The sequence below is a fragment of the Amycolatopsis lurida genome, assembly GCF_900105055.1.
Taxonomy (GTDB): domain Bacteria; phylum Actinomycetota; class Actinomycetes; order Mycobacteriales; family Pseudonocardiaceae; genus Amycolatopsis; species Amycolatopsis lurida.
In genome coordinates, this window is record NZ_FNTA01000004.1 from 48,220 (window position 1) to 73,427 (window position 25,208).

Consider the following 25,208-nt stretch of genomic DNA (forward strand, 5'->3'; position numbering starts at 1 on the left):
CGGCGTCTTAGGTTAGCCAAACCTGATCCTCGATTAATCCGGCATTACGCCGGACAGCCGATCACAAAGGACGGATGATGGCTCGAATCCCCACCCTCTCCGCTGCGCGCGGGCGCCTGAAGACCGCCGGCCTGCTGGCGTCCACCCTGGTGCTGGCCGCCTCGCTCACCGCGTGCGGAGGAGGCGGCGAGTCGGCCGCTCCGGCCGCGCAGAACTCCGCCGGCTCCGCGGTCGACGCGAACGCGTTCCCGACCACCATCGAGCACAAGTACGGCAGCACCACCATCACGCAGGAGCCCAAGCGCGTCGTCACGGTCGGCCTGACCGAGCAGGACGCGCTGCTCGCGCTCGGCGTGGTCCCGGTCGGCGTCACCGACTGGCTCGGCAAGTTCCCCGGCACCATCGGCCCGTGGGCGACCGACAAGCTCGGCGGCGCCGCGCTGCCCGAGGTCCTCAAGGACGTGGACGGGCCGCAGTACGAGAAGATCGCCGCGCTCAAGCCGGATCTGATCATCGCGCTGTACTCCGGGCTCACCAAGGAGCAGTACGACAAGCTGAGCCAGATCGGCGTCCCGGTCGTCGCGCAGCCGAAGGAGTACAACGACTACGGCATCCCGTGGAACGAGGCGACCAAGAAGGTCGGCCAGGCCGTCGGCCGCTCCACGAAGGCGAACGAGCTGGTCAAGGGCGTCGAGGACAAGTTCGCCCAGGCCCGCAAGGACCACCCCGAGTTCGCGGGCAAGTCGGCGCTGATGGCTTCGACCTACGAGGGCTACTTCGTCTACGGCAGCCAGGACGGGCGTTCACACATCCTCGAATCGCTCGGTTTCAAGCTGCCCGCGGACCTCGACGCCGCCATCGGTGACAAGTTCGGCAAGAGCCTCAGCGCCGAGCGGACCGACCTGCTCGACCGCGACGCCCTCGTGTGGCTCATCGACACCCCGGCCAAGGCGCAGGAGATCCTCGGCAAGGACGCGCTCTACAGCGGCCTGAAGGTGTCGAAGGAGAAGCGCGAGGTCTTCATCGAGAACGAAGGCACCTACGGCAGCGCGGTCTCCTTCGTGACCGTGCTGAGCCTGCCGTACGTGATCGACCGGATCGTCCCGCAGCTCGCCGCCGCGGTCGACGGTGACCCGAAGACCGAGGTCAAGCCGGCCAACTGAGCCCGCTTGCAGTGCGCGTGAAGGCCCCCTTCCCTCGGCTGAGCCGAGGGAAGGGGGCCTTCACGCATGGGCGGGCCAGTAGCCGTTCGGCCGGGAGTTCGCGAGCGGCGATTCGGGTCGTCGAGGGCAAGGCAGCGTGACGACGACTGTCCACAAGAGACCGAGGATCGGTCTCTTGTGGCCGGTTTGCACGCTTTGCGCGTTCTTACCCGGGGGTCGTGAGTGATAAAGAGGGTTAGAACGACCATTACCACTCACGACCCCCGCCCAAAGCGCCCAAATCGGACATGCGGAGCGGCCGCGCTGTCCTTCATGGACAAATGTGTCGTGATCGGCTTCGCGCCGCGAACTCCTACCTTGGCAGCCGACGGCTTACCCTCAAGAAACCCGACCCGCTGTACCGCCGTGCGCCTCAGTGCGGGAATCCCCAGGAGTTGTGCAGCGGAACGGTGATCTGCTTCAGCCACGTCTTGGTGGTGAAGTCCCGGGCCTTGATGACCACCGACCACGGTGACACCTCGACCTGCAGCCCCTGGTTGAACGCGCCGCCGAGGGACACTTCCCCGCCCTTGCCGTCATCCGTCCAGCCGGTCTGCACGGCGGCGGTGTTGACGACGGTGAACCCTTCGAGGTTGCCGGTACCCGGCACCACGCGGCGGACCACCCAGTCCGACAGGTTCAGATCCCAGTGCGTGTGCCCGGAGAAGAGGAACACGTCCCGGTGGCGGCCTAGGATCGACAACAGCCTGTCGGGCTGGAGGTAGTCGGACCGGTAGAGCTTGTTGTGCGTGCCGGAAACGGTGTTGGGCAACGGATGATGGGTCAGCACCATCACCGGGCTGCGCCGGTTCGACCAGTACCGGAGGCGTTGTTCGAGCCAGGTGAACTGACGGTCGCTCATCCAGACCTCGTCCCACAGCTTCGGGTCGTGGTACTTCGCGTACCGCTCGGTTCCCAGGCAGAGCACGGGAACACCGCCGAACGACGACTCGGAGTAGACGGTGTTGCGGCCCGCGAACCGGTAGAAGCTGCGGAAGAGGGAATCCTCGGTCGTCCCGTTGGGCCACGTCTCCTGCGCGAGGGTGTCGGGATCCCGCCACTTCGGGACGTAGAACTCGTGGTTGCCGATCGCCCACGCGACCTCGCGCGGATGCGGGTGCTTGTCGAAGGTCGCGCGAAGCTGGGCGTACTCGAAGTCGTAGCCGCGCGGGGTGAGGTCGCCCGCGATACCGAGCCCGGCGCTGCCCGGGTTGATCGCGTGCAGGTCGTCGAGCGCCTTGCCGAAGTCGGTGAGGTCGCCCTGGATGTCGCTGAGGACGTTGAACCGGACGACCGGCCCGTGCGGGCCCCACTTCCCTTGTGTCTGCGGTTGCGCCTCCGCCTGACCCGGCAGCATCGCTGCCCCTGCCGCCGCACCACCGGCGGTCACCATGAACGCTCTTCGATCCATAACCCGAACGCTACTCACGTTTTATGGCCGAATTCGGTCGCGCTTCTGAACAACGCAAGTCCGTGAAGGCCTCTCGAGGAGACCTTCACGGACTGGAACGCGTCAGGACTCCATGGCCTTGACGAGCGAAGCGGGCCGCAGGTCCGTCCAGTTGGTCTCGACGTACTCGAGGCACTCCGGACGCGAAGCGGGGCCGAACTTCGTGGTCCAGCCCGCCGGGACCTCGACGAACTCGGGCCACAGGCTGTGCTGACCCTCGTCGTTGACCAGCACCAGGTACGTGCCGTCGGGGTTCTCGAACGGGTTCGTCATTCCTTGTTCTCCTTCTTCGTGGCCGGTGAATCAGCCCGGCGGATGAGCGCGTCCAGTGCGAGGAACCAGCCTTCCGCGAGTTCCCGCACCGAGTCTTCGGTGAGCACGGCCTCCGGCCAGGACCAGTGTGCGCCCAGTTCGGGGCCGCCGGGGCGATCCTCGGCCAGGACGTTGACCGTCAGCGCGTGCGAGACCGGCATCCCGTCGTCGGGGCCGAGTTCGGCCGCTTCGGCCTCCTCGGCATACGACCAGTCGGTCGCCTCGGGGACACCGACCCTGCCCAGGTAGTTGAACTCGATCTGCGGCTTCGCCAACTTCGCGAGCTCAGGGCAGGTACGAGGGTCGAGATACCGGAGCAGACCGTGCCCGATGCCGCCGTCCGGCAGCCCGTCGAGATGGGCTCGGACCCGTTCGAGCGCCTCGACGGCGGCGGCTCCGCCGTCGAACGCGTCGTCCAGGTCGAGGTCGCCCAGGTCCAGGCACACCGGGACGACACTGGTGAACCAGCCGACCGTCCGCGACAAGTCCGCCCCACCAGCGAGTTCCTCCTCGCGGCCGTGTCCCTCGACGTCGACCAGCACCGCCTGTCCCCCGCCCCGGCGCCACCGGGCGACGGCCAGCGCGAGGCCGGTGAGCAGGACGTCGTTGATCGTCGCCCGGAACGCCGACGGAACCCGGGACAGCAGCGGGGCCGTCCGCTCGGCGGGCAACGTCAGCGACACCTTCTTCACGGTCGCCGCCACGTCCCGCGCGGGGTCGAGCGGCCGGTCCAGCGGGATCGGATCCCCGCCACCCAGTACTGATTTCCAGTGGTCCAGTTCGCCGGAACGATCCTGTGTGGACAGAGCGCGCGACCATCGCCGGAACGAAGTGTCCACAGGGGACAGTTCCGGCGCCCCGCCGAGCGCGACCGCGTCCCAAGCTGAAGCGAGGTCCGGCAACAGGATCCGCCACGAGACGCCGTCGACGGCGAGGTGATGGACCATCAGCAGTAACCGTCCGGGCGCCGAACGTCCCGCGTCGAACCATGTCGCGCTCAGCATCACGCCGGCGTCCGGGTCGAGCCGGGCACGGGTCGGTTCCGCGTGCCGCTCGATCAACGCGAACAGATCGCCACCCTCGGCATCGACGCGGTCGATGTGCACGTCGGCGGATTCGGCCACCCGAAGCGCCCAGCCGTCCACCGACCGGTCGAGCCGCGCGCGCAGCATGTCGTGCCGCGCGACGACCGCGCCGAGCACGGTCTTCAGCTGGTCACCGGTCATCCCGGACGGCGTCCGCAACAATGCCGCCTGGTGATAGCCGTCGATCGGCCCGCCGAGTTCGCGGAGCGCGTGCATGATCGGCGTGAGCGCGACCGTGTCGTCGTCCTCGATACTCTCGGCGACCTCGGCCAGCGCCTCGACCGTCCGGCGCGCGAACACGTCGTGCGGGGTGATCTTCAGTCCGGCCGCACGAGCCCGGCTGACCAGCCTCATCGCGACGATGCTGTCCCCGCCCAGGGCGAAGAAGTCGTCGTCGGCGCCGAGTTCCGGCACATCGAGCACTTCCGCGAAGAGCGCGCACAGCGCCTTCTCCCGCGCCGTCTCGGGTGCCCGCCCGCCAGCCAGCTCCGTGTAGTCCGGCGCGGGCAGCGCCTTGCGGTCCAGCTTGCCGTTGGACAGCACGGGAAGTGTGTCGAGCGAGACGAACGCCGCGGGCACCATGTAGTCCGGCAGCGCTTCGGCCGCGAACCGCCGCAGCTCCTCCCGGCCCGCAGTGGACACGACGTACGCCACCAGTTGCTTGACCCGTGGACGGTCTTCACGTACGAGAACGACCGCCTGCGTGACGTTCTCGTGCCGTTCGAGGACGGCCTCGACCTCGCCGGGTTCGACCCGGAACCCGCGGATCTTCGCCTGGTCGTCCGCGCGCCCGCCGAAGTCCAGCCGCCCGTCCGCGGTCCAGCGGGCGAGGTCGCCGGTCCGGTACATCCGGGCTCCCGCCGGGCCGAACGGATCCGCCACGAACCGCTCCGATGTCAGCGCCGCCCGCCCGAGGTATCCCCGGGCGAGCCCGGAACCGGCGAGGTACAGCTCACCGGTGATTCCGGGCGGCACCGGCCGCAGCATCGCGTCCAGCACGTAGGCGCGAGTGTTCGCGACCGGCCTGCCGACCAGCGGTTTCTCGCTGTCGCCGATCCTCGCGACGAGAGCGTCCACTGTGGACTCAGTGGGCCCGTACAGGTTGAAGGCCTCGGTCCCGTCCAAAGTGGCCAAACGGTGCCACAGGCTCTCGGGCACCGCCTCACCGCCGACACCGATCACGGCGAGCGGGCACCGGTCGCCGTCGAGCAGCCCCGCGTCCGCCATCTGCGCGAAGAACGACGGGGTGACCTCGATGAAGTCGAAGCCGTCCCGCTCGATCATCGCGGCCAGCAGTTCGGGGTCGCGCCGGGTCTCCTCGTCCACGATGTGCACGGCGTGCCCGTCGAGCAGCCACAGCTGCGGCTGCCAGGAGGCGTCGAAGGAGAACGACCACGCGTGCCCCACCCGCAGGTGCGGCTTCCCGGTGGCCTCGACCGCGGGCCGGTGCAGGGTGGCGCGGTGACTGTGGAACAGGTTCACCACGCCGCGATGCGGGACGACGACTCCCTTGGGTGTCCCGGTCGAGCCGGACGTGTAGATCACGTACGCCGGATGCTCCGGGTCGAGCGGCCGGACCCGGTCACGGTCGGTCAGGTCGTGCGCCTGCCGGTCCTCGGTGACGAGCGCGCACAGCGCCAGCGTCTCGATCTCGGTCCGGGGCAAAGACTCCAGCAGCTCGGGCTCGGTCAGGATCACCTTGGGCCGCGCGTCGGCGAGCATCGCGGCCAGGCGTTCGGCCGGGTAGTCCGGGTCGAGCGGCAGGTACGCCGCCCCCGCCTTGTGGACCGCGAGGATCGCCGGCAGCACGTCCGCCGAACGCGGCAACGCCAAGGCGACGAAGTCCTCGGGCCCCACACCGTGGGCGACCAAGGCCCTGGCGAGCCGGTTGGCGCGCTCGTTGAGTTCGGCGAAGGTCAGGGCGACCTCGCCCGACACCACCGCCGTCGCGTCGGGCGAACGCCGCACCTGCGCCTCGAACAGACTGGCCACAGTGGACGGTTCGACGGCGAGCGCCGTTCCGTTCCATTCCCGCACGATCAGGTCGAAATCGGCCTTCGCCAGAATGTCCACCCTGCCGACGGGAGCGTCCACATCGGACACCATCGCGGCGAGTACCCGTTCCATCGCGGGGAGAAGCCGTTCCGGCAGGCCGGCGTCGAACAGGTCGGCGCGGTACTCGGCGGTGAGCTTCAGCCGGGCGCCGGGTTCCACCGCCCAGGTGAGCGGATAGTGCGTGGAGTCCTCGTGGCGCACGATCTCCCCGCGCAACCCGGCACCGGTCTCGTCCTCGTCCGCGCCGGGATAGCTCTCGAACACCATCAGCGTGTCGAACAGCTCCCCCAGCCCGGCGACGCGCTGGATGTCGGCGAGCCCGAAGTGCTGGTGTGCCAGCAAACCGGACTGCTCGTCCTGGACCCGGTCGAGCAGATCGCCCAGCTTTTCGGCCGGGTCGAGCGCGATCCGCACCGGGATCGTGGTGATGAACAGGCCGATCATCCGCTCGACCCCGGCCAGTTCTGGCGGGCGCCCGGCGACCGTCGCGCCGAACACGACGTCCGACCGGCCGGTCAGCCTGCCGAGCACGATGCTCCACGCGGTCTGGACGAGCGTGTTCAGCGTCAGGCCGCGCGAGCGCGCCACCGCGGCCAAGGCCTCGGTTTCCCGCTCGGGCAGCTCCAGCGACAACCGCTCCGGCAGGGCCGGGACCCGCTGCGGGTCGTGGGGGACGAGATGCGTCGGCTCGGTCAGGCCGTCGAGCGCCTGCCGCCACGCGGCTTCGGCCGCCTCCCGATCCTGCTCCCCGAGCCAGCCGAGATGGTCGCGGAACTGACGGGCGGGCGCCGGCTCGGCCCCGGCGTACAGCTGGGACAGCTCGGCGAACAGCTGCGGCACCGACCAGCCGTCGAGCAGCACGTGCTGGTGGGTGAACACCAGCCGGTGCCGGCCGTCCGGCAAGGCCAGGAGCAGGAACCTCAGAAGCGGCGCGGCGGCCGGGTCGAAGCGGCGCCGGTCGTGGGCCAGCTCGGCCTCGGCGTCGTCGGCTGAGGCCATGAAACGCCACGGAACGGTGACCGAACGCGCCACCAGCGCCACAGGGCGGCCGGACGCGAGGTACCGGTACCCGGTGCGCAGGATGGCGTGCCGGTCCACGAGCGACTGCGCAGCGTCACGCAGTCGCGCCGGATCGAGCGGCCCTTCGAGATCGAACGACACCTGGACGGTGTAGACGTCGGGTCCGCCGCCGTCCATCGTCGCGTGGAAGAGCAGCCCGGCCTGCAACGGCGTCAGCGGCCACACCTCGGCCGTGTCCGGCGCGACGTCGAGGATCTCCTCGCGTTCACCCGCATCGAGCTCCACCAACGGCTTCCTGGTCGTCGGCGCGTCGAGCCGCACCGAGCTGACCTCGGCCAGTGCCGCGACGGTCCGGTGCCGGAAGACGTCACGCGGGCTCAGCAGCAGCCCGGCGCTCCGCACGCGGCCGACCAACTGCATCGCGACGATGCTGTCCCCGCCGAGGCGGAAGAAGTCGTCGTGGATACCCACCTTGTCCAGCCCGAGCACACCGGCGACGAGCGACGCGAGCAGTTCCTCGCGTGGGGTGCGCGGGGCATCGCCGGTCACCGCGTCGGCGAAGTCCGGCGCGGGCAGCGCCTTGCGGTCGAGTTTCCCGTTGGGCGTCAACGGGAACGCGTCCAGCACCACGAACGCGGACGGCACCATGTACTCCGGCAGAGTGGCCTCGGCCAGCCGCCGGACCTCTTCGACGTCCACCTCCCCCGCCAGGTAGGCGACGAGCCTGCCCTCCCGCAGGACCACCCGCGCGGAGAGCACGGACTCGATCTCGCCAAGCTCGATCCGGAAGCCGCGCAGCTTGACCTGGTCGTCTGCCCGGCCGAGGTAGTCGAGCGCGCCGTCGGCCCGCCACCGCGCGAGGTCGCCCGTGCGGTACATCCTCTCCCCGGCCGCGAACGGGTTCGCCACGAATCGCTCGGCGGTCAGCCCGGCCCGGCCGAGATAGCCGCGCGCGAGCTGCGCGCCCGCCAGGTACAGCTCCCCCGCCACGCCCGGCGGCACCGGCCGCAGCCGGGCGTCGAGCACGTGAACCTGAGTGTTCCAGACCGGACGTCCAATGGGGACGGTGTCATCGACGACCTCCCACGAGGTCACGTCCACCGAAGCCTCTGTCGGCCCGTAGAGGTTGTGCAGCGGGACGTCCACGCGAGCCGCCAGTTCCGGCGGCAGCGCCTCGCCACTGCACAGGACGCGGCGAACGCCATGCCACGACGGCTCTTCGGCGAGGAACGCCTCCAGCATCGACGGAACGAAGTGCAGCGTCGTGATCCGCTCGTCACGGATCAGCGCTTCGAGATACGCAGGATCGCGGTGGCCGTCCGGTTTGGCGACCACCAGGGTCGCACCGGTGATCAGCGGCCAGAAGAACTCCCACACCGACACGTCGAAACTCGACGGCGTCTTCTGCAACACGCGATCGTCGGCGGTGAGGCCGTACTCGTCCTGCATCCACAACAGGCGGTTCACGATGCCCTGGTGAGGCACCACGACGCCCTTGGGGCGACCGGTCGAACCCGACGTGTAGATCACGTACGCCGGAGATGACGGATCCCCGACTCGGCCCAGACTCTCACCGGAATATCCGTCCAGCGCAGGCAACTCGTCCAGGACGACCGCAGGCGCGGCGTCTTCGAGCATGAACGCCAGCCGGTCGGTCGGATAGTCCGTGTCGAGCGGAAGGTACGCCGCACCCGCCTTGTGCACGGCGTACAGGGCGATCACGAGGTCGAGCGACCTCGGTAGCGACACCGCCACCACCGACTCCGCACCCACACCCTGCTCGACCAGCCATCGTGCGAGCTGATTCGCCCGCGCGTCGAACTCCGCATACGACAGCTCGACGCCCTCGAACACCACAGCGGGAGCATCCGGCGTCCGCGCCACCTGCGCCTCGAACAACTCCGGCAGCGTGGTCGCCGGGACGTCATGCGCGGTGTCGTTCCAGCGCCCGAGCCGAGCGCGCTCGTCCTCGCCGAGGACGTCGATCTCGCCGACCGGGATCGCGGGATCGGCGGCGACCTGGTCCAGGACGGCGACCAGACGCCGAGCGAACGACTCGGCCGTGGCGTGGTCGAACAGATCGGCGCTGTACTCGATGGCTCCCGAGATCCCGCCAATGTCACTGCCGTTCTCCAGGAACCCGAACTCGAGGTCGAACTTGGCGACGCCCTGCGCGAACTCCTCCTGCTCCGCGCGGAGGCCGGGCAGCTTCAGCGAGCCCTCGGCTTCGGGCAGGTAGACCACCATCACCTGGAACAACGGGTGCCTGGCCAGCGAACGTTCCGGGTTGACCGCGTCGACCAGGCGCTCGAACGGCAGGTCCTGGTGTTCGAAGGCGGCGAGGTCGGTCGCGCGCACCCGGGAGAGCAGGTCGCCGAACGCCGGGTTCCCGGACAGGTCGGTGCGCAGCACGAGCGAGTTGACGAAGAAGCCGATCAGCGGCTCCAGCCGTTCGTCGACGCGGCCGGAACTCGGCGCGCCGAGCGGGATGTCTTCCCCGGCGCCGAGCCGGTGCAACAGTGCCGCGACGGTGGCCTGCGCCAGCATGAACATGCTGACGTCGTACTGCCGGGCGACGGCACGCAGCCGCTCGGTGAGCCCGCCGTCGATCGGGAAGGTGACGAGACCACCGCGGTGGCTCGACTCCGCCGGACGGGGACGGTCGGCGGGCAGGGCCAGCTCGTCCGGCAGGCCCGCCAGTGCTTCCCGCCAGTAGCCGAGATGCTGGGAAGCCGACGAGTCGAGCAGTTCGCGTTGCCACAGGGCGTAATCCGCGTACTGGACGGGCAGGTCGGTCCACTGTGGAGCGACGCCCGTCACACGAGCCTCGTACGCCGTGGCGAGGTCCGCCATCAGCGGTCCCTGTGACCACTCGTCCGTCGCCACGTGATGGATCACCAGCAGCAGGACGTGTTCCCGTGGCGAAACAGCGAAGACCGTAGCCCGGATCGGGAGTTCCTCGTCGAGGGCGAATCCGCGGCCGGCCTCGGCGGACAACTGCGCCGGAAGGTCTCCGGCTTCCTCGAAACGGACCTCCGGACGCACGTCGGCCAGGATCCGCTGCGCCGCGACGCCGTTCTCCTCGGCGAAAACGGTCCGGAGTGGTTCATGCCGCTCGACGAGGTCGCCGATCGCCGCGAGCAGCGCGTCCCTGTCCAGCTCGCCGTGCAGGCGCCAGGCGAGCGGGATGTTGTAGGTGGCCGTGGCCCCTTCGAGCCGGTACAGGAACCACAACCGTTGCTGCGCGGGCGAAAGCGGCAGCACGTCCGGCCGGTTCCCCGCGCTCAGGACCGGTTGTGCGGACGGGTCCGAGAGTCGTTCGGCCAGCGCGGCGACGGTGGGGGCATCGAAGACGTCACGGACCGACACCGTGGCGTCCAGGCTCGCCGAGATCCGGCTGACCAGGCGCATCACCAGCAGCGAGTGCCCGCCGAGGGCGAAGAACCCGTCATCGATCCCGACCTGTTCCACACCGAGGACGTCGGCGAACAGCGCGCACAGGGCCTCTTCCCGCGCGTTCCGCGGCTCGCGGCCGTCCGCGGTCGCGAACTCCGGCGCGGGCAGTGCCTTGCGGTCGAGTTTGCCGTTCGGGGTCAGCGGGATCTCGTCGAGCACGACGAACGCCGACGGCACCATGTGCTCCGGCAGTTTCGCCGCCAACGACTCCCGCAGGCCGTCGGCGGACCCGACGACATAGGCGACCAACCGGTCTTCGCGAGCGACGACCACAGCGCGCGTGACGGACTCGAACGCGGTCAGGGCGGCTTCGACCTCACCGAGTTCGACCCGGAAGCCGCGGATCTTGACCTGGTCGTCGACACGGCCCAAGAACTCCAGCACACCGTCATCCGACCAGCGCGCGAGGTCGCCCGTGCGGTACATACGCTCACCCGGGCCGTCGAACGGATCGGCGACGAACCGCTCGGCGGTCAGGCCCGGCCTGGCCAGATACCCGCGCGCGAGCTGCACGCCGGCGAGGTAGAGCTCACCCGGGACACCCGGCGGGACCGGGTTCAGGCGAGCGTCCAGCACGTACGTCCGCGTGTTCCACACCGGACGTCCGATCGGGACCGACGGCGTCGTCTCGGCACCGGCCTGCCAGGCCGTCACGTCGACGGACGCCTCGGTCGGGCCGTAGAGGTTGTACAGCGGGACGTCCACGCGGGCCGCCAGCTCCGACGGCAACGCTTCGCCACTGCAGATGACGCGCCGCAGACCCGCGCAGGTCGCGGTCTCCAGGAACAGCGCGAGCATCGACGGGACGAAGTGGACGGTGGTGATCCCGGCGGTGCGGATCAGCTCGGCGAGGTACGCCGGGTCCTTATGCCCCTCGGGTTTGGCGACCACCAGCGTCGCACCGGTGATCAGCGGCCAGAAGAACTCCCACACCGACACATCGAAACTCGACGGCGTCTTCTGCAACACCCGATCATCGGCCGTCAGACCGTACTCGTCCTGCATCCACAACAGGCGGTTCACGATGCCCTGGTGGGGCACCACGACGCCCTTGGGGCGACCGGTCGAACCCGACGTGTAGATCACGTACGCCGGAGACGACGGATCCCCGACTCGGCCCAGACTCTCACCGGAATACCCGTCCAAAACAGGCAACTCGTCGAGAACGACCGCAGGCGCGGCGTCTTCGAGCATGAACGCGATGCGATCGGCCGGATAGTCGCGGTCGACCGGGAGGTAAGCGCCACCGGCCTTGTGCACCGCGTAGAGAGCGACGACCAGGTCGAGCGACCGCGGCAGCGACACCGCCACCACCGACTCCGCACTTACACCCTGCTCGACCAGCCACCGCGCCAGCCGATTCGCCCGCGCGTCGAACTCCGCATACGACAGCTCGGCGCCTTCGAACACCACAGCGGTAGCGTCCGGCGTCCGCGCCACCTGGGCCTCGAACAACTCCGGCAACGTCGCGGCCGGGACTTCGCGAGCCGTGCGGTTCCACTCGGTCACCCGCGCGAGTTCGTCGCCGACGAGGATGTCGAGCGCCGCGACGGGCCGCTCCGGCTCGGCCGTGACCTGCTGCAGCAGCGACGTCAGCCGGGCCAGCAGACGATCGGCCGTCGTCGCGTCGGCGAGATCCTCGGCGTACTCCAGCATCAGCGTGGCGGTGGTGCCGTCGTCGACCATCGTGAAGTGCAGGTCGAACTTCGCCATGCCGGTGTCCATCTCGAACCACTCGGCGGGCAGCCCGAGCACGTCGTGCGCGTCGCTCTGCCGGTGGTAGCCCACCATCACCTGGAAGAGCGGGTTGCGCCCCGGTACCCGCGGCGGGTTCAGCTCCTCGACCACGCGCTCGAACGGCAGATCGCCGTGCGAGAACGCGGCGAGGTCGGCCTCACGCACCCGGTCGAGCAGGGCGGCGAACGTCGGCTCACCGGACAAATCGGTCCGCAGCACCAGCGTGTTCACGAAGAACCCGACGAGGTCGTCGAGTGCCGCGTCGGTCCGTCCGGCGATCGGCGCGCCCAGCGGGATGTCGTCCCCGGCGCCGGTCCGGTGCAGCAAGGCGGCCACCGCCGCCTGAAGCACCATGAACGGGCTGGCACCCGCCTTCGCCGCCAGGTCGCGCACAGCGGCCGACAGGTCCTGGGACAGCGGGGACTTGACCTTCCCACCCTTGCCCGTCGGCTGGAGCGGACGCGGGCGGTCCAGGGGCAAAGGCAGCTCGTCCGGCGCCCCGCGCAAGGACTCGGCCCAGTAGGCGACCTGAGCTGCTCCGCGCTGCTCGAGGAAGTCCTTCTGCCACAAAGCGAAGTCGGCGTACTGCACGGGGAGGTCCGTCCACACGGGAGCTTCACCCGCCTGCCGGGCTCGATAGGCCGAGGTCAGGTCGTCCAGGAACGGCCGGTCCGACCATTCGTCGGTCGCGCTGTGGTGCAGGACCAGCGAGATCACCTGGTCACCGTCGCCGAGGCGCAGCACCCTCAGCCGGACCGGGATCTCCGTCGCCAGGTCGAACGGCGTCCGCGAGAGTTCGGCGATCCGCGCGGTCAGGCGGTCCTCGTCGCACTCTTCGACGGCGAACGGGATCTCCGGCGCGTCAAGAACGCGCTGATAGGGCTCCCCGTCATGCTCGGCGAGGATGGTCCGCAGGACCTCGTGCCTGCCGAGCACATCGCCGAGCGCCGCCCGCAGCGCTTCGACGTCCAGGTCGCCGCGCAGCCGGAAGCTCAGCGGGAAGTTGTACGCGACCGCGTTCGCTTCCATCCGGTCCACGAGCCACAGGCTGCGCTGGGCCGCCGAAAGCGGGATCCGTTCGGAGCGTTCGGCACGGACCACCGCGGGCCGCGCCGGTTCGCCGCCGCCGGCGCGAGCGGCCAGCTCGGCCACCGTCGGCGCCTCGAACAGGTCACGGATGGCCAGTTCGGCGCCGAGTTCGGTCCTGGCCCGGCTGATGAGCCGGGTGGCGAGCAGGGAATGGCCGCCGAGATCGAAGAAGTTGTCCTCGACGCCGACCCCCTCCACACCAAGGACCTCTCCGAAGAGCGCGCACAGCGTCTCCTCCTCGGCGGTCTCGGCCGGGCGGCTTTCGGCGAGCCGCACCGTCTGTTCGGCGTCCGGGAGCGCCCGGGTGTTGAGCTTGCCGTTGTCGGTCAGGGGCAGGGCGCCCAGCGTGACGAAGGCGGCAGGGACCATGTAATCCGGCAGTTCCGTCTTGAGCCTGTCCCGCAGACGCTGCACCAGTTCACCGCCGCCGCGGGCCGCCGTCGGGCTCGTGGCGTACTTGGTCAGGTTCGTGCCGAGCGAGACCGGCTGATGCACCCCGGTGACCAGCGCTTCTGTCTGTCCCTTGTGGACGAACACGGTCTCGAACGCGCCCTCGGCCGACCAGGTGCAGTACACCCGGAACCCGAGCCGGTCGCCGAGTTCGTGCACGTCCTCGGGCTCCACACCACGGGAAGCGCGGAACAACGCGAGGACGTCGATCAGCGGCACACCGGCGTCCAGCGCACGCGTCGCCTCGACCTCCGGAGCCTGCCGCGCGTCCGGGATCCGGCTCACCCGCAGCGTTTCCACGCCGGTGAGGCGCTCCTCCAGCGTGGCGAGCGAACCGACCTCGTCCCAAGACAGTCGTGGCGCCTGCGCGACCGACACCGTGTCGGCAGGTTCCTTCACGAGGACCGCGTCGTAGCGGTACCGGCTCAGCTCGTTGTGCAGCCGGGCCCGTTTGATCCGGACCTGCGCGGCGACGTCCGGCAGCCGCCGCGCAAGCGCGGTGAAGTAGTCCGGGTCGATCAGCAGTTCCTTCTCCAGCGCGGCGCCGCGTTCGATCGCGCGCCGCACTTGGGCGACGTCGGACGTCGCGTCGGCGCGGGTGAGCTGGATCGCGGTGTGGAAGGCGCGGGCGAGCCGGAGGTTGCGGACGTCGCCGACGAACAGCGCGCCGCCGGGAGCGAGCAGCCCGATCGCCTTCGTGATCACGTCGGTCAGGTAGTCGACGCTCGGGAAGTACTGGATGACGGAGTTGATCACGATGGTGTCGAACCGGCCGGCGGGCAGGCCGTCGAACACGTGCGCCGGCTGGGCCCGCAGATTCACCTTGGCCGCCAGCGCGGGATCCTGTTCCAGCTCGCGGTTCAGCTTCGCGATCACCGGCGCGGCGAGGTCGGTGCCCCAGTACTCCTGGACCAGTGGCGCGATCTGCCCCATGAGCAGACCGGTGCCGACGCCGATCTCCAGCACCCGTTCCGGCTTCAGCTCGGCGATGCGGTCGACGGTCGCCCGCCGCCATTCCCGCATGTGCTCCAGCGGGATCGGTTCGCCGTCGTAGCTGGAGTCCCAGCCCGCGAAGTCCTCGGTGAACAACGCCGTCGGGATCTCGGTGTACTCGTCGGAGTAGATCTGCTGCCATTCCCCGACCTGGTCGGCTTCGGCCTCCGCGCGCGCGTCCCCGCTCAGCTCGGCCGGGACGACGTACCCGATGAGCCGTTGCAGACCGGGCGCCGACGGGTCCGGCCGCGCGATGACGGCGGCCTGCGCGACCTCCGGGTACCGGCTCAGCGCGGTCTCGATCTCGCCGAGTTCGACGCGGTAGCCCCGGATCTTGACCTGGTCGTCGGTACGGCCGAGGAAGTCGATGTTCCCGTCGGCGCGGCGGCGCACCAGGTCGCCGGTGCGGTACATCCGCCCGCCACCGGGCACGAACGGGTCGGCGACGAACCGTTCGGCGGTCAGCCCAGGGCGACCGAGGTAGCCGCGGGCCAAGCCCTCGCCCGCGATGTAGAGCTCACCCGCGACGCCGTCGCGGACCGGCCGGAGCCAGGCGTCGACGATGTAGGCGCGCGTGTTCCAGATCGGCTTGCCGACGGTCGGGGTGTCGCTGTCGGTCGTTCCGCCGCCGAGCGTGTTGATCGTGTACTCGGTGGGGCCGTACAGGTTGTAGCCGTAGGTCCCGTCGGTGTCCCGCAGCCGGTTCCACACCGACTCGGACACCGCTTCGCCGCCGAGCAGGACGAGCGCCGGCCGGTGTCCCTCCAGCAGTCCTTCCTCGATGAGCAGGTGCGCGTACGTCGGCGTCACGTTGACGACGTCGACCTCGTGCTGGTCGCAGTACGCCACGAGCGCCCGCGCGTCCCGCCGCAGTTCCTCGTCGCAGACGTGGACTTCGTGCCCTTCCACGAGCCACAGCAGTTCTTCCCACGACATGTCGAAGGCGAACGACACGGTGTGCGCGATCCGCAGCCGCCGTCCGCCCGCCGACGCGATCGCCGGGGCGAAAATGGCGCCCTGGTGGTTGAGCTGCATGTTCGTCAGGCCGCGGTACGGCGTGACGACACCCTTGGGTTTTCCGGTCGAGCCCGACGTGTAGATGACGTAAGCCGGGTGCTCCATGCGGTCCGCGCGGCCGCGCTCGAACAGCGGCCGTTCGGCGTCGGAGATCGGGCCGTCGCCGAACGCCCTGTCTTCGTGGTCGTCGACGAGCACACGAGGGACGTCATCAGGCAGTGTCGCCGAGACGTCCTTTGTGGACACCAGGCACAGCGGCCGGGCGTCCTCCAGCATCACCGTGAGCCGGTCGACCGGGTAGTCGAGTTCCAGCGGCAGGTACGCCGCGCCGGTCCGGAGCACGGCGAACAGCGCGACGACCATGTCGATCGACCGCGGCAGCCCGAGCGCGATCACCTGTTCCGGCGCCGCCCCCTTCGCCAGCAGCAGCCGGGCCATCCGGTTGATACGCGCGTCGAGCTCGGCGTAGGTCAGTTCTTCCGAACCGAACACCAGGGCCGTCGCGTCCGGAGTCCGCTCGGCCTGGACGGCCAGCAGGTCCGCGATCGTGTCCTCGACGACGGGATGCTCGGCCTCGGCCCAGCCCGCCTCCAGCGCGGCACGATCCTCGGCGGACACCGTCGCCAGCGCGGCGACCGGCTTCACCGGGTCGTCGACGATCTGGGCGACCAGTGACGTGAACCGGTCCAGCACCGACGCGGCCTCGGCGGCGTCGAACACGTCGTCCCGATAGGACACCGTGATCCGGATCTCCTCGCCCGGCGTGACCACCAGCGTCAGCGGATAGTGCGTGGCGTCGATGTTCAGCAGGCCGGTGATGCCGTGCCGGTGACGCAGGCCGTCGCGTCGTTCGTCGCCGTCGGCGTTGCGCAGCACGAAAAGCGTGTCGAAAAGGACTCGGTGCCCGGCCTCCCGCTGCAAGACGCCGAGGCTCATGAACTCGTACGGCGTCAGGTCCATGCGCTCCGACTGCAAGCGCCGCACCAGGTCCAGGACGGATTCGTTCGCGTCGAGCCGCACCCTGGTTGGCACGGTGTTGAGGAACAGGCCGATGGTGTTCTCGATCTCGGGCACGGCCGCGGGCCTGCCCGCTACCGCGGCGCCGAAGACGACGTCGGTCCGCCCGGTCATGGTCGACAGGACCAGCCCCCAGGCGGCGTTGAGCACGGAGTTGACGGTCAGGCCGTGCCTTCTGGCCTGCTCACGCAACGCGCGGCCCAGTTCGGGCGGGAGCACCGCGTCCAGGTTGACCGGGGTCGCCGGAACCAGGTCCCGGCCTTCCGGTCCGATGACCGTCGGCTCCGCGAGACCGGACAGCGCCTCACGCCACGCGTTCGTGGCCGCCTCGATGTCCTGCCGGTCCAGCCAACGCAGGAAGTCCACATAGGACCCGGCGGCGGGCAGAGCGCGGTCGTCGCCGCCGAGGTCGTACAGCGCGAACAACTGCTCGATGAACAGCCAGGCGGACCAGCCGTCCCAGAGCAGCAGGTGCCGGTTCAGCACCACACGGTCGCGTCCGTCGCCGAGCCGCACCAGCTTCAGCCGGAACAACGGCGGGGCACCGAGGTCGAACCGGGTCGCGCGGTCCTCGGCCATCAAAGCGTCGAGGCGTTCCTGCTGTTCGTCTTCGGGCAGCGCCGAAAGGTCCACTTCGGACACCGGGGGTTCGATCTCGGCCGCCACGAACTGCACCGGCCCGCGCAGCCCCTCGCTGGTGAACCCGGCGCCGAGACTCGGGATCCGCCGGAGCAACGCGGAGACCGCCGCCCGCAGCCGGTCGGCGTCCAGGCGGTGATCGAAGTCGATCGCCTCCTGGATCGTGTAGATGTCGACCCGGTCGGAGTTGTAGCTGGAGTGGAAGAACAGGCCTTCCTGCAGCGGCGACAGCGGCCAGACGTCGGCGACCGGCACCGGGCTGACCCGCTCGACGCGGGCGATCTCCTCTTGCGTCAGCGACACGAGTTCGAGGTCGGACGGCGTGAGGCCCACCGGTGCGCGCGTGTCCACGGCCGCGAGCTCGCGCAGGGCCGCGAGCCAGCGGTCGGCGAGCGCCGCGCCCGCACCCGCGAACGTCGCCGTCAGCCTCGGTCCGTCCGTGGTCTCCTCACAGACGACCCCGATGCGGAGGTCGTGGTCCCCGGACGGTGGCACGGCCGTGTGCCCGGCGACCTGCCACTCCCCCGGCCCGGCCGGGATCCGGCCGTCGTACCGCAGGGCGATCCGCGGCTTCGCGAGCCCGGCGAGCAACGGGCCGGCCTGGACGTTGAGGTACCGCAGCGGGCCATAGCCCTCGGGCGTCTTGCGGACGGTCTCCTTGACGGCTTTGAGCATCGCGAGCGGTTCACCGGTGGCGGTGATGCGCACCGGGCGGACCGACGTCAGTGCGCCGACCGTGTCCGAGGTGTCCACCCTGCCATGCAGGTCGACGAGGAGGTCGCCGTCCACGGCGGCTTTCAGCGCCGTCAGGAGGACGTCGGTCACGTCGCCGTGCACAGCCGACGGGAGCGCGCCGATGAGCGTCCGCGTGTCCTCAATGGACAGAGTGATGGGACGCTCGGCGATGTCGCCGCGAATCTCGGCGGAGCCGGGCGCCAAGATCTCGGCCCAGTGCTCGATCTCGCCGAGCAGCGCGGGATCCCGCGCTTCGTCGGTGATCCGTCGGGCGATCGTCCGCACCGACGTCCGCACCGGGGTGAACACCGGCGGGCGGCCGTCGGTCACGGCATGCCAGGCGATCGCGAGATCGGCCGCCAGCGTCGCCCAGCTCCGTGCGTCCAGCAGGACCGGATGGGCGATCAAGAGGAGCCTGCCCGGTTCGTCGAACCAGACGGCCTGCAGCAGGTTGTCCGTCAATCGGTCGGCGGCGTCCCGGTATTCGTCCTCCAGGGAGCCGGTCGCGTGACGAAGCAGGTCCGCCGCCTGAACCGTCCCTTGTGGACGGACTTCGAGCGACCACAGAACCGAAGCGACCCGCGACAGTTCGAGCCGCAGGCCGTCGTGGTGGTCGAGCACGAGTTGCAGGGCGGCGGCGAGCGTCTCGACGTCGGCGCTGTCGGGTGCGGTCAGCAGCACGGACTCCGGCTGGATCGCGTCGCCGAGCTCGCGAAGCCTGAGCACTTCGGGAAGGAGAGGCACGGTACCGACACCGTCGGCGACGACCACCGGCTCGGCAGGCACGGCGGAAGCGGCGAGCGCGGCCGGGGTCCGGAGCTCGAAGACGTCCTTGGGGCTCAGCTCGAACCCGGCCCGGCGGGCACGGCTCGACACGGCGATCGACGAGATGCTGTCGCCGCCGAGCAGGAAGAAGTCCCCGTCGGCGCCGACGGAGTCCAGGCCGAGGACGTCCGCGAAGATCCGTGCGAGGGTGCGTTCCTGATCACTCTCCGGGGCGGTGGCGGCTTTTCCGACCTCGGGCGCGGGCAGGGCGCGGACGTCGAGCTTTCCGCTGGGGGTCAAGGGGAATTCGTCGAGGATGACGAACGCCTGCGGGACCATCGGCGCCGGCAGCGCCTCGCTGACGGCGGCACGCAGCCGCTCCGGGTCCGCGTCGCCGACGACGTAACCGACGAGCGCGCCGTCCTTCGCGACGACCGTGGCGGCCGTGACCTCCGGCCGCGCGACGAGGACTGCCTCGATCTCGCCGAGTTCGATCCGGTTGCCGCGGATCTTCACCTGCCGGTCGGTGCGGCCGAGGTACTCGATCTCGCCGTCGGCGCGGCGCCGCACGAGGTCACCGGTCCGGTACAGGCGCTGTCCCGGCTCGCCGAACGGGTCGGCGACGAAGCGTTCGGCGGTCAGGCCGGGCCGTCCGTGGTAACCGCGAGCCAGCTGGACACCGGCGAGATACAGCTCGCCCGCCACCCCGTCGGGCACCGGGCGAAGGCAGCCGTCGAGGACGTGCACCCGCGTGTTCCACACCGGACGCCCGATGGGCACGGTGGCGCCCTCGGCCCCTGTGCTCGCGAAGAAGGTGACGTCCACGGCCGCCTCGGTGGGGCCGTAGAGGTTGTGCAGCGGGACACCGGTCAGCGAACGCCAGCGGGCGGCGATCTCGCCGGTCAGCGCCTCGCCGCTGGAGAACACCCTGCGCAACGACCCGAGCTCACCGGTGACCTCGTCGCTGCCGAGGAACGCGGCGAGCATGGACGGGACGAAGTGCAGGGTGGTGATCTGCCGTTCCCGGATCACCCGCGCGAGATACGCGGGGTCGCGGTGGCCGTCCGGCTCCGCCAGGACCACCGCGGCGCCCTCGCACAGCGCCCAGAAGAACTCCCACACCGACACGTCGAAACTCGACGGGGTCTTCTGCAGCACGCGATCCGAGGCCGTGAGCCGGTACTCGTGCTGCATCCACGCGAGTCGGTTGACGATCGCGCGATGCGTGACGGCCACGCCCTTCGGCCGCCCGGTCGATCCGGAGGTGTAGATCAGGTAGGCGGTGGTGTCCGGCCCGGCGGCCGCTCCTGGGACGTCGTCGACGGGTTCGCCGGTGACGGGGACCTGCGTGAGCCCGTCGAGGACCGGGATCCGCGCGGCCGTCCCGGATTCGGAGAGTACGAGACGCGCACCGGAATCGGCGAGCATGTATTCGAGCCGGTCCGCCGGGTAGTCGAGGTCGATCGGCAGGTAGGCGGCCCCGGCCTTGAGGACACCCAGCAAGGCGACCATCAGCTCGGCCGACCTCGGCACGGCGACGGCGACGACCTCTTCGGGACCGGCGCCCAGGGCACGCAGCCTGCGGGCCAGGTTCTCGGCGCGGGCGTCGAGGTCCGCATAGGACAGTTCGGTGTCCCTGAAGATCACCGCCGTCGCGGACGGCGTCCTCGCGACCTGCTCCGCGAAGGCCTCGGCCAGCGTTCGCTCGGGGACCGGATGCGAGGTGGCGTTGAGTTCGGCGAGACGGCCACGTTCGGCGGGCGACAGCAGGTCGAGGGCGGCGACCGGCAATTCGGGGTTCGCGGTCAACGTCTCCAGCAGGCGGGCGAACCGCTCGGCGAGCTGCCCGGCCGCGACCGCGTCGATCCGCGCGGCATCGAACTTGAGGCTGAACTCCAGGTCTTCACCCGGTGTCACGATCACCGCGACCGGGAAGTGCACCGCGTCGGTGACCTCGACACCGGTGAGGCGGACGGTTCCGGACGCGCGTTCGCCGTCACGCGGGAAATTCTCGACGACCACGAGGGTGTCGAACAGTTCTTCCTGCCCCGCACCGGCGATACGCTGCAGTTCGCCGAGGCCGAGATGCTGGTGGTCCAGCAACGCCGCCTGCTCGTCCCCCAGCCGCCGCAGCACGGCGGCGACGGTCTCGGCTCCCGACCAGCGCAGGCGCACCGGAACCGTGTTGATGTAGAGGCCGACCGCCGACTCGATACCGGCGGCACCGCTGTCACGGCCGGAGACCGTGCTGCCGAACAGCACGTCGTCCCGGCCGGTGAGCCCGCCGAGCAGGAGACCCCACGCGCCGTGCAGCACGGTGCCGAGGGTGAGCCCGTGCGCGCGAGCCAGGGCCGACAACGACTTCGTCGCCTGCTCACCGAGGTTCAGGTGCAGCCGCGACGGCTGTCTCGCCGCACCGGCCCGTCCATCGACCAGGCGGGTGGGTTCGTCCACTCCGGACAGTGCCGCGCGCCAGGCTTCACGCGAAGCCTCGTGATCACGTGACGCGAGCCGCCGCAGGTGGTCGGCGCGGGTGTCCTCCTCCGGGAGCGGGTTTTCCGGATTTCCGTATCCCGCCAGCAGTTCGCGAAGCAGCACCACGACCGACCAGCCGTCGGCGATGATGTGGTGGAACGTCAGCGCCAGCTTGGCGTGACGCTCGTCGAGCCGGGTGAAGGTGGCCCGCAGCAGCGGCGGCCGGGCGAAGTCGAACCGGCGCGCGCGATCGGCCTCGAAGGCTTCCGCTGCGTCTTCGGCGGCCACCTCGCGCCACGGCAGTTCGGCGTGCCGGGTCACCGTCTGGACGACCCGGCCGCCGTCGAGCTGCCGGAAACCCGATCGCAGCGACGAATATCGGTCGAGCAGCGCCTGTGCCGACCGGCGCAGGCGGTCAGCGTCGACGTCGCCTTCGAGGTCTAGCACCTCCTGGACCGTATAGATGTCCGCAGCCTGGCCGCCTTCGAACTCCGCGTGGAAGAAAAACCCTTCCTGCAACGGCGTCACGGGCAGGACGTCGGCGTACTCGGCGAGCGATGCGCGCTCCGCGCCGGTCAGCTCCAGCAACGGCCGCTCGTCCACAGTGGACTCGGAGGTCACCACGCCGGCACAGGAGGCCAGCGCTTCCGGCGTCCGGTGCTGGAACACCTGACGCGGGGTGATGGCGAGACCGTGTTCCGCAGCGCCCAGCACCAGCCGGATGGACAGGATGCTGTCGCCGCCGAGCGAGAAGAAGTCGTCGTCGGCACCGAACGAAGCCAGGCCGAGGGCTCGCGCGGCGACGTCGCACAAGACCCGCTCGCGTTCGGTGCGCGGCGCGCGTCCGGTGGCGGCCGCGCCGAAGTCCGGGAGGGGCAGCGCGGTGCGGTCGAGTTTGCCGTTCGGCATGATCGGCAGCCGGTCGAGGTCCACGAACGCGGACGGCACCATGTAGTGCGGCAGCGCCGATTCGGCGTGGGCGCGCAGGTCCTTGAGCAGCGTCGGCGATCCGTCCGCGGCCGGGACGACGTACGCCACCAGCCGCCGGTCGCCCGGCTTGACCTCGCGGGGCACGACGGCGATCCGCTCGACCCCGGTGAACGCGGCGAGCGCGGACTCGATCTCCCCGGGCTCGATCCGGAACCCGCGGATCTTGACCTGGTGGTCGGTGCGGCCGAGGAAGTCCAGGTTTCCGTCGGCGCGCCAGCGGACCCGGTCGCCGGTGCGGTACATCCGCGCGCCGCCACCGGCGAACGGGTCGGCGACGAAGCGTTCCGCCGACAGCCCCGGACGTCCCGCGTAGCCCCGCGCGAGACCGCGTCCGCCGACGTACAACTCGCCCTCGACACCGACCGGGACCGGCCGCAGCGCGGTGTCGAGGACATAGCAGCGGGTGTTCGGATCCGGGACGCCGATCGGGATCGGCCCGGTCCAACCGGGCTCGGCGGCCCACAGCGTCGAGTTCACCGTCGCCTCGGTCAGCCCGTACGCGGCGACGACCCGCAGGTCTTCGGCCCAGCGCGCGATCAGTTCCGGCGGGACCGTCTCGGTCCCGACGATCAGCACCGCGCCCTTCGGCAGTTCACAGTCCGAGGGCAGCGCCGCGACCAGCGACGGCGGCAGGATCATGTGCGTCGCAGCGTTGTCCGCGATGTAGCCGGTCAGTTCGACACCCGCGACGCGGCGATGCGACGGGACCACGATCAGCGTGCCGCCGACGCACAGCGACATGACCAGATCCCAGACCGTCACGTCGAAACCGGTGGACGCGAACTGCACAACCCGGCTGTCCTCGCCGATGCCGATCCGTTCGGTCGCCGTGCTGATCAGGCTGCCGATCCCGTCGTGGGACAGGACCACGCCCTTCGGCTTGCCCGTCGAACCCGAGGTGTAGATGACGTACGCGGCCTGGCTCAGCGCGATCCCGCTCACGTCCACAGTGGACGGATCGAGTGCAGCGAGTTCCGCGGTGGTCTCCGGATCGCCGAGAAGGATCCGCTCGGCGTCCACACCGGACGGCAGCTGCGCGGTTTCCTCCACAGTGGACACCACGAATCGCGCACCCGCGTGAGAGAGCATGTAGGCGAGGCGTTCTTCGGGGTGGTCGAGGTCGAGCGGGAGGTATGCGGCCCCGGCCTTCATCACGCCGAGCAACACGACGACGAGATCGGCCGAACGCGGCATCGCCACGCCGACGACGTCCTCGTCACCGACACCGCGCTGCCGCAGCAGCCGGGCGAGCCGGTTGGCTGCGGCGTCGACCTCGGCGTAGGTCATCCGGACGTCCTCGCAGACGACGGCCTCCGCGTCCGGCTTCCGCGCCACGACCCGGGCGAACGCCTCGGGCCAGGACACCTCCGGTGACGCCGCGACCGCCGTGCCGAGCGCCAGGACCCGGTCCCGTTCCTCGGCGGAGAGCAGATCGATCGCGGCCAGCGGTAAGTCCGGTCCCGCCACGAGGGCGTCCAGCACCGCGGCGAACCGGCGGCGATGGTCGGCGAGTTCGTCGTCGGAGGACACGGCCTGGTCGGCGTCGAAGTCGAACCGGAGCCCGCGGCCCTCGCCGGCGTCGTACACGGCGATGGCGACGTCGCTGATCGGCCCGAGTTCGAGGTTGTGCACCGTCGCACTCGCGTCGCCGAACGCGAGTTCGCCGTCCACGGCCATGTAGTTGACGCTCAGCCCGACGAGTTCGTGCACCCCGCCGCTCGCGCCGAGCTCGCGCGCGAGGTCCTCCCCGCGGTACCGGCTGTGCTCCAGCAGCGCGGAGACCTTCTCCGCGACCTGGGCGACGAGCTGCGCCGGCGTCGTCTCCGGGCGCACCGTGAGCCGCAACGGCAGGACGTTGGAGACCATGCCCGGCTGCTCACGCAGGGCGCGGGTGGTCCTCGCGGTGACCGGCAGGCCGAGGACGAGGTCTTCGGCGCCGGTCACCCGGTGGGCGTACGCCGCCACCGCGGCGATCGCGACACGGGACAGCTTCGTGCCCGCATCGAGCGCGAACTTCCGCAGGCGACCGGTCTTCGCCGCGGGCAGCTCCCACGAATGCCGCCGGAGCCGGACCCGGCCGGAGGACGCGCGGTCGAGCAGCCGCACCGGGTTGGGCCTGCCCGCGAGGTCGCCGAGCCAGTGGTCGCGATCGGCTTTCGCGTCGTAGTCCGCCTCGGCCAGCCCGGAGAGCGGCCACGAGACCTCCTCGGCGGTGCCCGAATAGTGGGCCGCCGCGCGTCGGGTGAGGACGGCCTGGCCGTGCGCGTCCATCACCAGATGGTGGTAGCGCTGGAACCAGCGGACCCGGTCCGCGGCCAGGACGAGCAGCGTGTGCGCGGTGAGCGGCCCTCGGGCAGGGTCGGTCACCACGGCGAGCTCGGCTCGCGCCCACTCGTCCGCGGCCAGCTCCGGATCCGGCTCACCGGTGAAGTCGAGGACCGTGACCTCACCGGGGCTGGCCGGACGCTGGACCGGAGTGTCGCCGTCCAGCTCGACCGTGACGTGAAGGCATTCCGCCTCCGCGACCGCCCGCCGGACGGCTTCACCCAGCCGGGCGATGTCGACGTCGCCGCGAAGCTCGGCGACCCAGCCGATCGTGTAGACCGGGTCGGCCGGGTCGAGCTGCTGCGCGAGCCAGATCCCCTGCTGTGCCGGGGTCAGGGGAAAGCCGCGGTTCATCGGGTCGCCTCCACCGTTCAGTGCTTTCGGGATCGTCCGTGC

At 70.3% G+C, this 25,208-nt stretch carries 4 protein-coding genes; 1 reads left to right on the top strand and 3 read right to left on the bottom strand.

Annotated features, from left to right (window positions below; all coding sequences use genetic code 11):
- The first annotated feature begins 77 nt into the window (after window positions 1–77).
- The gene (locus BLW75_RS05625; protein WP_034306336.1) at window positions 78–1,163 is read left to right on the top strand and encodes an iron-siderophore ABC transporter substrate-binding protein; all 1,086 of its coding nucleotides are present in this window, start codon (window positions 78–80) and stop codon (window positions 1,161–1,163) included.
- A gap of 412 nt (window positions 1,164–1,575) precedes the next feature.
- Here the strand turns inward: BLW75_RS05625 and BLW75_RS05630 are convergent, their stop codons facing one another.
- The 3 genes from BLW75_RS05630 to BLW75_RS05640 form a co-directional block, all read right to left on the bottom strand.
- Entirely contained in the window at window positions 1,576–2,613 is a 1,038-nt protein-coding gene (locus tag BLW75_RS05630) for a metallophosphoesterase family protein (RefSeq protein ID WP_034306332.1), read from the bottom strand.
- Between the two features lie 102 nt (window positions 2,614–2,715).
- Window positions 2,716–2,925 (bottom strand): MbtH family protein, encoded by a 210-nt coding sequence (locus tag BLW75_RS05635; protein ID WP_007029404.1) that lies wholly within the window; start codon window positions 2,923–2,925, stop codon window positions 2,716–2,718.
- The gene (locus tag BLW75_RS05640) at window positions 2,922–25,166 is read right to left on the bottom strand and encodes a non-ribosomal peptide synthetase (protein WP_034306329.1); all 22,245 of its coding nucleotides are present in this window, start codon (window positions 25,164–25,166) and stop codon (window positions 2,922–2,924) included. Before BLW75_RS05640 ends, BLW75_RS05635 begins: the two co-directional genes overlap by 4 nt.
- Between the last annotated feature and the right edge of the window lie 42 nt (window positions 25,167–25,208).

Bases quoted from the DNA above. Each gene is read 5' to 3' on its own strand.
- BLW75_RS05630 (WP_034306332.1), bottom strand. From the start codon at position 2,613: ATGGATCGAAGAGCGTTCATGGTGACCGCCGGTGGTGCGGCGGCAGGG.
- BLW75_RS05625 (WP_034306336.1), top strand. From the start codon at position 78: ATGGCTCGAATCCCCACCCTCTCCGCTGCGCGCGGGCGCCTGAAGACC.
- BLW75_RS05635 (WP_007029404.1), bottom strand. From the start codon at position 2,925: ATGACGAACCCGTTCGAGAACCCCGACGGCACGTACCTGGTGCTGGTC.
- BLW75_RS05640 (WP_034306329.1), bottom strand. From the start codon at position 25,166: ATGAACCGCGGCTTTCCCCTGACCCCGGCACAGCAGGGGATCTGGCTC.